Here is a 12,664-nt window from a genome sequence, read left to right as displayed (position 1 = left end):
CCCAAACCGAGTTTCTTTACGCGAACGGGGCTAATCAGCTGCTTTTTTGTTAGAGCTTTTGTCCATAAAGCCAACATTGTCGCCGTTAAATGCTCTAATCGGCCCCGTCTTGCATTTAGAGGAATCGGTTTTACCCATGGATATCAAACAGCTCTGGCTCAACGTCCAAGGCCTCTGGGGCACCCTCGACGAACATCCGATGCTGCACGCCGGCCTCGGTCTGCTGGTGCTGCTAGTAGCCGCCTTGCTGGTCGGGCGGGTTGCGCGCTACCTCATCCTGCATGCGGTCAAAATGCTCGGGCGCCAGCCGGCACTGCATTGGCTCAACGACTTTCGCCATAACAAAGTCTTCCACCGCCTGGCACAGATGACGCCGTCACTGGTGGTCCAGTTCGGCCTGTATCTCGTGCCGGACCTGAGCAAGACCGCCGCCCTGTTTATCGGCAACGTGGCGCTGGCGTTCACCATCCTGTTCATGACGCTGGCCGTGAGCGCCCTGCTCAACGCCCTGCTGGACATCTACGCCCGTACCGAACATGCGCGCACCCGCTCGATCAAGGGTTATGTGCAATTGGCGAAGATGGTGCTGTTCGTATTTGCCGCGATCATCATCGTCGCCACACTGATCGACCGTTCACCGCTGTTACTGCTGTCCGGGCTTGGCGCCATGTCGGCGGTGATTCTGTTGGTGTACAAGGACACCCTGCTGTCGTTCGTCGCCAGCGTGCAACTGACCAGCAACGACATGCTGAGGGTCGGCGACTGGATCGAAATGCCTCAAGTAGGCGCCGATGGTGATGTGGTGGATATCACCCTGCACACGGTCAAGGTGCAGAATTTCGACAAGACCATCGTCTCGATCCCCACCTGGCGATTGATGTCCGAGTCGTTCAAGAACTGGCGTGGCATGCAGGCCTCCGGTGGGCGTCGCATCAAGCGCAGCCTGTACATCGACGCCAGCGGTGTGCGCTTCCTGCGTGACGATGAAGAAGTGCGCATGACCCAGGTGCATCTGCTCACCGACTACATCAGCCGCAAGCAGGCCGAACTCAAAGCCTGGAACGAAGCCCAGGGGCACAGTGCGCAGCTGTCGGCCAACCGCCGCCGCATGACCAACCTCGGCACCTTCCGTGCCTATGCGCTGGCGTACCTGAAAAGCCATCCGGAGATCCAGCCGAACATGACCTGCATGGTGCGCCAGATGCAAACCACCGCCCAGGGCGTGCCGCTGGAGATCTACTGCTTCACGCGCACCACGGCGTGGGCGGATTACGAGCGCATCCAGGGCGATATCTTCGATTACTTGCTGGCGGTATTGCCGGAGTTCGGCCTGAGCCTGTATCAGCAGCCGAGTGGTAATGATCTACGGGCGGGGGTGTTGCCGGCGGTGTTGGGGGCCAGCCATTTACCAGCCCCTGAGAGTCGCGCCGGCTAAGCCACGCGACGATGGGGGGCCTTGGCGCCCAACCGGCTGATCCACACCGCCCCCAGAATCACCAAGCCGCCCAGGGCCAGACGGCCCAGCGGTTCGTGCTGGTTCCAGATCAGCAGGTTGAGCAGCAGGCCCACCGGCACATGCAGGTTATTCACCACCGCCAGGGTGCCGCCATTGACCAGGCAGGCGCCCTTGTTCCACCAGTACATGCCCAGCGCGGTGCTGACCAAGCCGAGAAATAACAGCACGCCCCACTGCAGCGGCGCTTCGGGCAGGAAGTTGGCCTTGCCGAACAGCAAGAACGCCGGCAACACCACCAGCAGCGCACCCAGGTAGAAATAACCGAAGCGCCGATAATGCGGCTGATCACTCGGGTAGCGAGCCACCAGATGCTTGTACATCACCTGCCCGGCGGCATAGGTGAAATTGGCCAGTTGGAGCAGCAAAAAGCCCATGAAGAAATTCGGCGTGATCTGATCGAAGCGGATCACCGCTGCGCCGCCCACCGCCACCAATGCGGCAATCAGCGCCCAGGGGTTGAAGCGCCGGTTGAGGGCGTCTTCGATCAGGGTCACGTGCAACGGCGTGAGGATGGTGAACAGCAGCACCTCGGGCACCGTGAGTACGCGAAAGCTCAGGTAAAGGCACACGTACGTGACGCCGAACTGCAATGCGCCGATGACCAGCATGCCGCGCATGAACGCGGGTTCCACCGAGCGCCAGCGGGTCAGCGGGATGAAGACCAGCCCGGCCAACAGCACGCGCACCAGCACGGCGAAGTAACTGTCGACGTGGCCGGCGAGGTATTCGCCGATCAAGCTGAAGGAAAATGCCTGAATCAGAGTGACAACCAGTAGATAACCCATGCGCGCCTCGTTTCGAATGGGCGGGACATTAAAGGTTTTCGGCGCGGCACGAAACTCGACGCAAAAAAAAGCCCGACCTCGCTATAGCGGCAGTCGGGCAGGAGCACTCAGGAGCAAAAAGTGCAAAGGGAGGTTCGATACGCGTACTTGAAGGGTTGGCGTGGAGCTAGATAAACACCGCGCGATTATCTGACGATTAACGGATCAAGCGACCTGGGCCAGCAACGCCTTGGCGTGGTTGATGCCTTTTTCCTGGAAGTCACCGCTCAGGTTCACCCCTTCAGCGTGAATGAACGTCACGTCGTGAATCCCGATGAAAGCCATGACCTGGCGCAAATACGGTTCCTGGTGATCAGACGTCGCGCCGGTATGAATGCCGCCCCGCGCAGTGAGCACGATGGCGCGTTTATCCGTCAGCAAGCCCTGAGGGCCGGTGGCGGTGTACTTGAAGGTCACACCGGCGCGCAACACGTGGTCCAGCCAGGCTTTGAGCGTACTGGGGATAGCGAAGTTGTACATCGGCGCGGCCATCACCAGCACATCGGCGGCGAGCAATTCGTCGGTCAATTCGTTGGAACGGTCCAGGGACGCCTGTTCAATGGCGCTGCGTTGCTCGACCGGTTTCATCCAGCCGCCCAGCAGATTGGCGTCCAGGTGCGGAACCGGGTTGAGCGCCACGTCTCGCACGCTGATCTGATCCGCCGAATGCGCGGCTTGCCATTGGCTGATGAATTGCTGAGTCAGTTGGCGGGAAATCGAATCCTGCTGGCGGGCACTGCTTTCGATGATCAGAACATTGGACATGGCTATGTAGGCTCCATCTGTACTTGCTGTAAGTCGATGGAGAAAAGATTAAACAACGCCCATTCGATAAAAAAGCGCAAAAAACTGCTATAACCCATCTAGAAATTTGTTAATAAGCGGAGTATTGCTAAGCGCAGGCTCCGCTGTCGCCTCATTTGGGAGCGCAGGCCAGGGCGATACGCATTTTGATAATGGCGCGGTTGAACTTGACCGTCGTGTTGGTGCTTTTACCCGCCGGCACCGTAACCGTACGACGACGTGGAGATTCCGGGCCGTTGGTAAAGGTTACCGAACAGACGGCGTCATTCGTGCCGTAGTTATTCAACTGGATCGAACTGATGTCGCCGTCCACATCGGACGCGGTGTAATCCACGCTCACACCGTCGATCTTCTTAGTCACGTCGATCGGATAGGCAAACGCGCTCATCGGCAACAGCGCCAGCCACACACAACAGAATTTTCTCATTCGGCAGTCTCCATAAAGGCTGCCAGCTTAGGACAAGAGGAGCTCATCTTGAAAGCGCCCCGCGTTACCCTCGATCAATGGCGCACGCTGCAAGCCGTGGTCGACCATGGCGGCTTCGCCCAGGCGGCTGAAGCGCTGCACCGTTCGCAGTCCTCGGTGAGCTACACCGTGGCGCGTATGCAAGATCAACTCGGGGTGCCATTGCTGCGCATCGACGGGCGCAAGGCAGTGCTCACCGACGCCGGTGAGGTGCTGTTGCGCCGCTCGCGGCAACTGGTGAAAAACGCCAGCCAGCTGGAAGACCTCGCCCACCATATGGAACAGGGTTGGGAAGCTGAAGTGCGGCTGGTGGTGGACGCCGCCTACCCCAATGCGCGCCTGGTGCGCGCCCTCACCGCGTTTATGCCGCAAAGCCGCGGCTGCCGCGTGCGCCTGCGCGAAGAGGTGTTGTCAGGCGTAGAAGAATTGCTGATCGATGGCATGGCTGACCTTGCCATCTGTGGGTTCATCATCCCGGGTTACCTGGGCACGGAGATGAGCGACGTGGAGTTCATCGCCGTGGCCCACCCCGACCACTCCCTACATCGCCTGAACCGCGAGCTGAGCTTCCACGACCTGGAAAGCCAGATGCAGGTGGTGATCCGCGATTCCGGACGGCAGCAGCCGCGGGATGTCGGCTGGCTCGGTGCTGAACAGCGCTGGACCGTCGGCAGCCTGTCCACTGCCGCCACATTTGTCAGCAGCGGCCTGGGCTTCGCCTGGCTGCCCCGACACCTGATCGAACGTGAACTCAGGGACGGCCTGCTCAAGCAGCTACCCCTGGAAAAAGGCGGCAGCCGCAACCCCACGTTCTACCTTTACTCAAACAAGGACAAACCCCTGGGGCCGGCCACGCAGATCCTCGTGGAACTGCTGCGCACTTTTGACACGGCCCCTCTGGATGCGCCTTTCGCCGCCCCACGGCAAGCCTGAAACGGAGTTTATGCATGCCCTGGTTCGACCACGAAGGCTGCAGCCTGCACTACGAGGAATATGGTCACGGCGCACCGCTGATCCTGATCCACGGCCTGGGCTCCAGCAGCCAGGACTGGGAATTGCAGGTCCCGGTGCTGGCCAGGCATTACCGCCTGATCGTGGTGGATGTACGCGGTCACGGGCGTTCCGACAAACCCCGTGAGCGCTATAGCATCGCAGGCTTCACCTTTGACCTGATCGCCCTGATCGAACACCTGGACCTGCCACCCGCTCATGTGGTCGGCTTGTCCATGGGCGGTATGATTGCCTTCCAGCTGGCAGTGGACGAACCCGGCCGGGTCAGGAGCCTGTGCATCGTCAACAGCGCACCCGAGGTCAAGGTGCGCAGTGTCGATGATTACTGGCAATGGGCCAAGCGCTGGAGCCTGGCGCGCCTGCTCAGCCTTGCGACCATCGGCAAGGCGCTCGGCGACCGGCTGTTCCCCAAACCGCACCAGGCCGACCTGCGCCGCAAGATGGCCGAGCGCTGGGCAAAAAATGACAAACGTGCTTATCTCGCCAGCTTCGACGCGATTGTGGGCTGGGGCGTACAGGAACAACTTTCCAGGATTACCTGTCCAACCCTGGTCATCAGCGCCGACCACGACTACACCCCCGTGGCGCATAAAGAAAACTATGTAAAACTGCTGCCCGATGCGCGTCTGGTGGTGATCGAGGATTCCCGCCATGCCACGCCGTTGGACCAACCCGAAGTCTTTAACGCGACCTTGCTCGATTTTCTGAAGACAGTCGAAACCACTACCCAGGATCACTGACCCATGTTGAAAAAAATCGCCTTCTTTACCGGCTCCGTTCTGTTCGCAGCCAACCTGATGGCCGCCGAACCCGCCAAGGCGCCTCACGTGCTGATCGATACCACCAACGGCCAGATCGAGATCGAACTGGACCCGGTCAAGGCGCCGATCAGCACCAAGAATTTCCTGGCCTACGTCGATAAAGGTTTCTACACCAACACGATTTTCCACCGTGTGATCCCGGGCTTCATGGTCCAGGGCGGCGGGTTCACCGCGCAGATGTCGCAGAAGCCCACCGACGCACCGATCAAGAACGAAGCCAGCAATGGCCTGCATAACGTACGCGGCACCTTGTCCATGGCGCGTACCAATGACCCGAACTCGGCCACCAGCCAATTCTTCATCAACGTGGCCGACAATGCCTTCCTCGACCCGGGTCGTGACGCCGGTTATGCCGTGTTCGCCAAAGTCGTCAAGGGCATGGACGTCGTCGACATCATCGTCAACTCCCAGACCACCACCAAGCAAGGCATGCAGAACGTGCCAATCGATCCTGTCGTGATCAAGTCGGCCAAGCGCATCGACTGAGGCCGGCAGGCCGCTTCGCGCGCGGCCCACAAGGCCGCGCGCACCTTTGAAAGGAGAGCCCGCACGGCGGGCGTCAAACTTAATGCTCTATCGTCGCTTTGAACAACTGATCGATATCTTCCGCGACGCACCCAGCGCGGCCCCTCCCGATAAAGTCCTGCCCTTCTACCTCTACTACCTGCGCCAGGTGTGGCCGCATTTCGTCGCCTTGCTGGTGGTGGGCCTGATCGGTGCGCTGATTGAAGTCGCGCTGTTCAGCTACCTGAGCCGCATCATCGACCTGGCCCAAGGCACCCCGCCCGCCGACTTCTTCCAGATTCACAGCGCCGAGCTGATCTGGATGGCCGTGGTCGCGCTGCTGCTGCGCCCGATTTTCGGCGCCTTGCATGACCTGCTGGTACACCAGACCATCAGCCCGGGCATGACCAGCCTGATCCGTTGGCAGAACCACAGCTACGTGCTCAAGCAGAGCTTGAACTTCTTCCAGAACGACTTCGCGGGCCGCATTGCCCAGCGCATCATGCAAACCGGCAACTCCCTGCGCGACTCCGCCGTGGCGGCGGTGGATGCGATCTGGCACGTAGCGATCTACGCCATCAGTTCCCTGGTGCTGTTTGCCGAGGCTGATTGGCGCCTGATGATCCCGCTCGTGACCTGGATCGTCTGCTACAGCCTGGCGCTGCGCTATTTCGTGCCGCGGGTGAAGGAACGCTCGGTGATTTCCTCCGAGGCGCGCTCCAAACTGATGGGCCGTATCGTCGACGGCTACACCAACATCACCACCTTGAAGCTGTTTGCGCACACCCATTTCGAACAGGAATACGCCAAGGAAGCGATCATCGAGCAGACCGAAAAGACCCAGCTGGCCAGCCGCGTGGTGACCAGCATGGACGTGGTGATCACCACCATGAACGGCCTGTTGATCGTTACCACCACCGGCCTGGCCCTGTGGTTGTGGACCCAGTCGCTGATTTCCGTGGGTGCAATTGCGTTGGCGACCGGCCTGGTGATTCGCATCGTCAACATGTCCGGCTGGATCATGTGGGTGGTCAATGGCATTTTCGAAAACATCGGCATGGTGCAGGACGGCCTGAAAACCATCGCCCAACCGCTGGCGGTGACCGACCGCGACAACGCTCCACGCCTGAGCGTGCCCCGTGGTGAAGTGCGCTTTGAGCAGGTGGATTTTCACTACGGCAAAAAGAGCGGGATCATTGGCGGCCTGGACCTGAACATCCAGGCCGGGGAAAAAATCGGCCTGATCGGCCCCTCGGGCGCCGGCAAGTCGACCCTGGTCAACTTGCTGCTGCGCCTTTACGACCTGCAAGGCGGGCGCATCCTGATCGATGGCCAGAACATAGCCGAGGTGGCCCAGGAGACCCTGCGCGAACAGATCGGCATGATCACCCAGGACACCTCGCTGCTGCACCGCTCGATCCGCGACAACCTGCTCTATGGCAAGCCGGATGCTACCGATGAAGAGCTCTGGGCCGCCGTGCACAAGGCCCGCGCCGATGAGTTCATCCCATTGCTGTCGGATGCCGAAGGCCGCACCGGGCTGGACGCGCATGTGGGGGAACGCGGCGTGAAGCTGTCCGGCGGGCAGCGTCAACGCATTGCGATTGCTCGCGTGCTGCTTAAAGACGCGCCGATTCTGATCATGGATGAAGCGACTTCGGCACTGGACTCGGAAGTCGAGGCGGCGATTCAGGAAAGCCTGGAAACCCTGATGCAAGGCAAGACGGTAATTGCGATTGCGCACCGGCTGTCGACTATTGCGCGAATGGACAGGTTGGTGGTGCTGGAGAAAGGCCGGATTGCCGAAAGTGGCAGCCATGCCCAATTGCTGGCCCATGGCGGATTGTATGCACGTTTGTGGCAGCACCAGACAGGGGGTTTTGTAGGCATCGACTGACCCCGACGGGTCATGGCTGCGCCACCAAATCCGAACAATTCTGACAGTTTTCTCTATCGAACGGGTGATGGGCCACAATCCTGCTGTACTACAAGCAGGAACCAGGATGGCCCTGACGTAACACTGCAAGGAGCATCACCTACCCGTTAACTAGATAGAGCAATCTACTAAGGAAGTGTTCATGTCTACTTTGTTGAAACGTTCCGTTACGGAAGGATTGGGCACGTTTTGGCTGGTACTGGGTGGCTGCGGGAGTGCGGTGTTGGCCGCAGCGTTCCCCAACGTCGGGATCGGTCTGCTCGGTGTGGCCCTGGCATTCGGGCTCACGGTGCTGACCATGGCCTTTGCTATCGGTCATATCAGCGGTTGTCACCTCAACCCGGCAGTATCGGTGGGGTTGGTCGTGGGCGGAAGGTTTCCGGCCAGGGAATTACCGGCGTACATCGTGGCCCAAGTCATCGGCGGCATCGTCGCCGCGGCACTGCTGTACTTCATTGCCAGTGGCAAACCGGGTTTTGAACTGGCCGGCGGCCTGGCTTCCAATGGTTATGGCGAGCACTCACCCGGTGGATACTCGATGGCGGCAGGCTTTGTCACCGAACTGGTGATGACGGCGATGTTTGTGCTGATCATCCTCGGCGCCACCGACCGCCGTGCCCCTGCGGGCCTGGCACCCATAGCCATTGGCCTGGCCTTGACCCTGATCCACCTGATCTCGATCCCCGTCACCAACACCTCGGTCAACCCGGCCCGCAGTACCGGCCCGGCATTGATTGTCGGCGGGTGGGCGATCCAGCAGCTGTGGATGTTCTGGCTCGCGCCGATCCTCGGTGCAATCGTCGGCGGTGTGGTTTATCGCTGGCTGGGCAAAGAAGAGACGGTCTAACCTAAACGAGTTCAACCCTGCCGTTAAAGGCAGGGTTTTTCGTTAAGGATGATCAGGACTTGTAGTGAGCGGGCTTGCCCCGCGCTGGGTGGCGCAGCCGCCCTGAAACCTGCCACCGTGTTCTACCTGACACAACGCGACGGTCGTATTGGGGCGGCTTCGCCACCCAGCGCGGGGCAAGCCCGCTCACTACAGACTTCGGCGCTCCTGTTCAGCTTGTGAGACATGAGGCACCTTATACCTGCCGATAAGGCAGGGCTGCCCTCGCCTCTTCGGCATACGCCAGCACTCCCACCCGCTCACGCGCCAGGAAATCCTCCACGGCGTGCTTCAAACCCGGATGGCGCAGGTAGTGCCATGAACGGGTTATCACCGGTTCGAACCCGCGTATCAACTTGTGCTCGCCCTGGGCACCGGCGTCGAAACGCTGCAAGCCGTTGGCGATCGCGTAGTCCATGCCCTGGTAGAAACATGTCTCGAAATGCAGACGATCGAACTCCGCCAGGCAACCCCAATAGCGACCATAGAAGCTATCGCCACCGATCAAGCTGAAAGCCATGGCCACCGGACGCGCCCCTTGCCTGGCCAACACCACGCGGATCGCCTCGGGCATGCGCTCGGCCAGCAGGCTGAAAAAGGCGCGGGTCAAATAGGGGGATTGGCGGCGCACGGCGTAGGTATTGGCGTAGCAGGCGTAGACAAAGTCCCATTGGGCCTCGCTCAGTTCATGGCCTTGCAGCCATTCGAAATCGATCCCCTGCCCCGCCACTTGCTCACGCTCTTTTCGCATCTGTTTGCGCTTGCGCGAACTGAGGGCATCGAGGAAGTCCTGAAAGTCGCGATAACCCCGGTTCTGCCAATGGAACTGACAGCCCAGGCGCTGCAACCAGCCCTCTTGCCGGGCCAGTGCGCTGTCGGCCAGTGGGTCGGTGAAGTTGATGTGCGCACTGGAAAGCCCTTCAACTTCGAGGTAGCCCGGCAGGCTTTTAAGCAATTCAAAACCGTCCTCGGCATTCGCTGCCAACAACCTTGGCCCGCTCACCGGGCTGAACGGCACCGCCGTCAACAGCTTGGGGTAATAGTCGATACCGGCACGCTCACAGGCGTCCGCCCAGCCATGATCGAATACGTACTCGCCGTAGGAGTGCCATTTGCGGTAACTGGGCAAGGCCGCCACCAAGCGATCACCTTCCCAATGCAGCAAGTGCTCAGGCTGCCAACCCGACTGCGCGCCCAGGCTGGCGCTGTCCTCCAACGCACTTAGAAATGCATGCCGCACGAAGGGCTGAGCATGCGGCACCAAGGCGTCCCAGGCATTTGGGGCAATTTCGGACAAGCTGTCCAGACGTTGCAGCGGCATCGGCGTCCTCGCGGGTGTTGGGCGTAAAAGCCTGGCGAGTATCGCCTATCACAGCGCGGGGCACACCTCGAAACCGCAAGGACAAACCTCGAAACAATTAGTTCCATTCTTAAATAATTTGTCATGCAGATGAAATCACTTCGCCACTACCTCGTCATAAACGATCGCAATACTGACGCCTGTTTTTTAGAGCGCCTGGTTCTATAAGGCGGCTATTTTCCGTCCGTCATCGGTCGGTTGTGTCCTGGATGGTTTGCCATCCCTCCTCACTTTCGGAGATTGATATGCGTCTTGCTTCCACTAAAACTGCGGCGGTCCTGTGCGGCGGCCTGCTGATGGCCCTGAGCATTCCAGCCAGCGCTGCAGTCGACGCTAAATTGCTCGACATGCTCAAGGCCAACGGCCAGATCACTGCAGCGCAGTACACTGAACTGCAAGCGGAATTGGCCAAAGACCAGAAAGAAAAGCAGATCGCACAGCAAGCTCAACAAGAGACCAACGAGCAGATCGCGGCCACCGCGAAAAAAACCAACGACCTCAGCGTTTTCGACCAGAAGCTGGCCTGGGCCGCGCGCACCCAACTCAAGGGTGACGTGCGTTTCCGTCAGGAAACCGTGAAGATCCAAGGCGAATCCAACAACGGCGGCCGTGACAAAGACCGCCAACGTATTCGCGCACGCCTGGGCGCCTACACCGAAATCAACTCGCAAGTGGACACCGGCATCCGAATCGCCACCGGCAGCAACGACGATGCCCGCTCCACCAACCAGGACCAGGACAACTACTTCGACAAGAAGTCGATCTGGCTGGACCTCGGCTACATCGACTACCACCCGGACCAGATCAAGAACTTGCACGTGATCGGCGGCAAGATGCTCCAACCCTGGGTGAACATGGGCGACGTGATCTGGGATAGCGACATCAACCCGGAAGGTCTGGCCCTGACCTACAAGTACCCACTGGGTAGCAGCGCCGAACTGTTCGGCAGCATCGGCAACTACAACCTCAAGGACAACGTTGACGGCGACGGCGTGCAGTTCCGCCACGACCTGCGCCTGACATCCGGCCAGCTGGGCACGCGCTTCTCGGTCACCGACAACCTGAAAATGACCCTGGGCGGCAGCGTTTACGCCTACCAGAACGATAAAGACAGCCGCTGCACCACAACCACCACGCCTTGCGCACTGGCGGTCAACGGCAATTCGCCCGACAACCAGTTCCGCCTGTACGAAGGCTTTGCCCAAGCCGATATCGGCGGCCTGGCCGTGCCTCTGGCGTTTTATGGTCAGTACGTGAAAAACAACGATGCCGTGACCGATCAGGACACCGCCTGGTTGCTGGGTGCCAAATCCAAAGTGTTCGGTTTCAACCTGGACTACAACTACCGCGATACCCAACGTGACGCGGTCGTTGGCGCTTTCACCGACTCGGACTTCGCCAACGGCACCACCGGTTCACGCGGTCACAAGTTCAAGGTCAGCTACGACATCGACAAGAACTTCGCCCTCGGCGCTACGTATTTCCTGACCAAGGCCGACTACGCCAGCCGCACCCAGCGTGATGCCAACACCAACACCCTGCAGTTGGATGCTGAAGCCAAGTTCTAAATGTGTGTGTAACAAGCCTTGGGCCAGGACGGCCCGAGGTGGTTTCAACAGCCTTGCGTGGGTGGGTCGCCCCTCATCCGTTCGACTCCCTACGCAAGCCTGTCTTTACCCGCCTTTAATGATCTGGCGCCGCTCGGCAGCCAGTCGCTCAGCCAACGCATCGGCATCCTTGACCGGGGCTTGCGGCATGATCTTCAACGTCGCCTGCAACAAGCGCATCTGACGGATAAATCGCCGGCAGTTGGGGCAGAACATCAGGTGATGACGCACCAGCAAACGCTCGCGAAAGGTCAATTGCCCATCGAGGTAGTCACTGGACCGCGCCACTTGTTCTTTACACGTCAACATTCGCCCGTTTCCTCAAAATGCTCCACCGTGGCGAAGACTTTAAGCCGCGCTCGATGCAACAGCACACGGACATTGGAGAGCGAGAGCGTCAGAAGATTACAGATTTCTTCCAATTCCAGGCCCTGGCGTTCACGCAGCACCAGCACGCTACTTTGTAACTCCGACAGACTCAGAATCGTATGCTCCAGGCATTCACGCAGCTCGTCCTCGGTCAGCAAGGCTTCCGGGGTGTCCTGATGCCAGGCGTAGGGGGCGACGGCCCAGTGGCCGTCGTCGGGTACGAAGCGGTCATCCCCGATGGTGCCATGGGGCGAAGGCAAATCGTCGAGCAAGACTTCACGACGATTCTGTTTATAACGGCCTTTGGCAGCGTTGGCGGTGATGGTCAGCAACCAGGTCTTGAGGCTGGAGCGCCCTTCGAACTTGGCCAGGTTGCGCACCACCGACAACCAGGCGTCCTGCACCACTTCGTCGGCGTGGCGCTGGCCGACGATGGCATAGGCCACCGCCCGCATCGCGCTCTGGTAGGTGGTGACCATGTCCTTGTAGGCCCGCTGCTCGCCCTTGAGCAGTCGTTCAAGCAGGTGCGCGTCGTCCGCTGCCGCCATTCAAGACCTCGA

13 protein-coding genes are annotated in these 12,664 nt (G+C 59.9%); 7 read left to right on the top strand and 6 right to left on the bottom strand.

Annotation, left to right across the window (positions count from 1 at the left end; genetic code table 11):
- The first annotated feature begins 136 nt into the window (after positions 1 to 136).
- Positions 137 to 1,435: a mechanosensitive ion channel family protein gene (locus C9383_RS27585; protein WP_060756125.1), complete on the top strand. Its 1,299-nt coding sequence runs from the start codon at positions 137 to 139 to the stop codon at positions 1,433 to 1,435.
- Here the strand turns inward: C9383_RS27585 and C9383_RS27580 are convergent.
- The 3 genes from C9383_RS27580 to C9383_RS27570 all read right to left on the bottom strand — a co-directional run bounded on the left by C9383_RS27580 (position 1,432) and on the right by C9383_RS27570 (position 3,571).
- Complete coding sequence (locus C9383_RS27580; protein ID WP_090369408.1) at positions 1,432 to 2,301, bottom strand: carboxylate/amino acid/amine transporter; 870 nt, start codon at positions 2,299 to 2,301, stop codon at positions 1,432 to 1,434. The two genes, C9383_RS27585 and C9383_RS27580, sit on opposite strands and share 4 nt — an antisense overlap.
- Before the next feature lie 204 nt (positions 2,302 to 2,505).
- Positions 2,506 to 3,105: an FMN-dependent NADH-azoreductase gene (locus C9383_RS27575; RefSeq protein WP_090369407.1), complete on the bottom strand. Its 600-nt coding sequence runs from the start codon at positions 3,103 to 3,105 to the stop codon at positions 2,506 to 2,508.
- Positions 3,106 to 3,256: 151 nt separating this feature from the next.
- Positions 3,257 to 3,571 (bottom strand): hypothetical protein, encoded by a 315-nt coding sequence (locus tag C9383_RS27570; RefSeq protein ID WP_060756128.1) that lies wholly within the window; start codon positions 3,569 to 3,571, stop codon positions 3,257 to 3,259.
- Positions 3,572 to 3,619: 48 nt separating this feature from the next.
- Between C9383_RS27570 and C9383_RS27565 the strand changes: the two genes are divergently transcribed.
- The 5 genes from C9383_RS27565 to aqpZ all read left to right on the top strand — a co-directional run bounded on the left by C9383_RS27565 (position 3,620) and on the right by aqpZ (position 8,729).
- The gene (locus C9383_RS27565) at positions 3,620 to 4,543 is read left to right on the top strand and encodes a PA3225 family LysR-type transcriptional regulator (RefSeq protein ID WP_090369404.1); all 924 of its coding nucleotides are present in this window, start codon (positions 3,620 to 3,622) and stop codon (positions 4,541 to 4,543) included.
- A gap of 14 nt (positions 4,544 to 4,557) precedes the next feature.
- On the top strand, positions 4,558 to 5,361 hold the full coding sequence (locus C9383_RS27560; protein WP_090369402.1) for an alpha/beta fold hydrolase: 804 nt from the start codon (positions 4,558 to 4,560) through the stop codon (positions 5,359 to 5,361).
- A 3-nt stretch (positions 5,362 to 5,364) separates the two neighbouring features.
- Complete coding sequence (locus C9383_RS27555; protein ID WP_060756131.1) at positions 5,365 to 5,928, top strand: peptidylprolyl isomerase; 564 nt, start codon at positions 5,365 to 5,367, stop codon at positions 5,926 to 5,928.
- A gap of 82 nt (positions 5,929 to 6,010) precedes the next feature.
- Positions 6,011 to 7,843 carry an ABC transporter ATP-binding protein gene (locus C9383_RS27550; RefSeq protein WP_060756132.1) on the top strand — a complete coding sequence of 611 codons (1,833 nt, stop codon included), beginning with the start codon at positions 6,011 to 6,013 and terminating at the stop codon, positions 7,841 to 7,843.
- Between the two features lie 181 nt (positions 7,844 to 8,024).
- Entirely contained in the window at positions 8,025 to 8,729 is a 705-nt protein-coding gene (gene aqpZ / locus C9383_RS27545; protein ID WP_090369400.1) for an aquaporin Z, read from the top strand.
- 235 nt (positions 8,730 to 8,964) lie between these two features.
- Here aqpZ and C9383_RS27540 read toward each other — a convergent pair whose 3' ends face one another.
- Positions 8,965 to 10,089 (bottom strand): GNAT family N-acetyltransferase, encoded by a 1,125-nt coding sequence (locus C9383_RS27540; RefSeq protein ID WP_090369398.1) that lies wholly within the window; start codon positions 10,087 to 10,089, stop codon positions 8,965 to 8,967.
- Positions 10,090 to 10,373: 284 nt separating this feature from the next.
- On the opposite strand from C9383_RS27540, the gene C9383_RS27535 reads away from it, so the two are divergent.
- Positions 10,374 to 11,696: a putative porin gene (locus C9383_RS27535; protein WP_060756137.1), complete on the top strand. Its 1,323-nt coding sequence runs from the start codon at positions 10,374 to 10,376 to the stop codon at positions 11,694 to 11,696.
- Between the two features lie 105 nt (positions 11,697 to 11,801).
- On the opposite strand, the gene C9383_RS27530 is transcribed toward C9383_RS27535, so the two are convergent.
- Positions 11,802 to 12,044, bottom strand: a complete 243-nt coding sequence (locus tag C9383_RS27530) for an anti-sigma factor family protein (RefSeq protein WP_060756138.1) — start codon at positions 12,042 to 12,044, stop codon at positions 11,802 to 11,804.
- Positions 12,038 to 12,652, bottom strand: coding sequence for an RNA polymerase sigma factor (locus C9383_RS27525; protein WP_060756139.1), 615 nt, complete (start codon positions 12,650 to 12,652; stop codon positions 12,038 to 12,040). The genes C9383_RS27530 and C9383_RS27525 overlap by 7 nt, the downstream gene beginning before the upstream one ends.
- Positions 12,653 to 12,664: the final 12 nt, after the last annotated feature.

Source organism: Pseudomonas palleroniana, assembly GCF_003031675.1.
GTDB classification, from domain to species: domain Bacteria; phylum Pseudomonadota; class Gammaproteobacteria; order Pseudomonadales; family Pseudomonadaceae; genus Aquipseudomonas; species Aquipseudomonas palleroniana.
This window is presented reverse-complemented; position numbering and strand designations above follow the sequence as displayed.

What these genes read in the sequence shown, in the direction of transcription:
- C9383_RS27585 (WP_060756125.1), top strand. Translation starts at nt 137, where the DNA reads ATGGATATCAAACAGCTCTGGCTCAACGTCCAAGGCCTCTGGGGCACC.
- C9383_RS27580 (WP_090369408.1), bottom strand. Translation starts at nt 2,301, where the DNA reads ATGGGTTATCTACTGGTTGTCACTCTGATTCAGGCATTTTCCTTCAGC.
- C9383_RS27575 (WP_090369407.1), bottom strand. Translation starts at nt 3,105, where the DNA reads ATGTCCAATGTTCTGATCATCGAAAGCAGTGCCCGCCAGCAGGATTCG.
- C9383_RS27570 (WP_060756128.1), bottom strand. Translation starts at nt 3,571, where the DNA reads ATGAGAAAATTCTGTTGTGTGTGGCTGGCGCTGTTGCCGATGAGCGCG.
- C9383_RS27560 (WP_090369402.1), top strand. Translation starts at nt 4,558, where the DNA reads ATGCCCTGGTTCGACCACGAAGGCTGCAGCCTGCACTACGAGGAATAT.
- C9383_RS27555 (WP_060756131.1), top strand. Translation starts at nt 5,365, where the DNA reads ATGTTGAAAAAAATCGCCTTCTTTACCGGCTCCGTTCTGTTCGCAGCC.
- C9383_RS27550 (WP_060756132.1), top strand. Translation starts at nt 6,011, where the DNA reads ATGCTCTATCGTCGCTTTGAACAACTGATCGATATCTTCCGCGACGCA.
- aqpZ (WP_090369400.1), top strand. Translation starts at nt 8,025, where the DNA reads ATGTCTACTTTGTTGAAACGTTCCGTTACGGAAGGATTGGGCACGTTT.
- C9383_RS27540 (WP_090369398.1), bottom strand. Translation starts at nt 10,089, where the DNA reads ATGCCGCTGCAACGTCTGGACAGCTTGTCCGAAATTGCCCCAAATGCC.
- C9383_RS27535 (WP_060756137.1), top strand. Translation starts at nt 10,374, where the DNA reads ATGCGTCTTGCTTCCACTAAAACTGCGGCGGTCCTGTGCGGCGGCCTG.
- C9383_RS27530 (WP_060756138.1), bottom strand. Translation starts at nt 12,044, where the DNA reads ATGTTGACGTGTAAAGAACAAGTGGCGCGGTCCAGTGACTACCTCGAT.
- C9383_RS27525 (WP_060756139.1), bottom strand. Translation starts at nt 12,652, where the DNA reads ATGGCGGCAGCGGACGACGCGCACCTGCTTGAACGACTGCTCAAGGGC.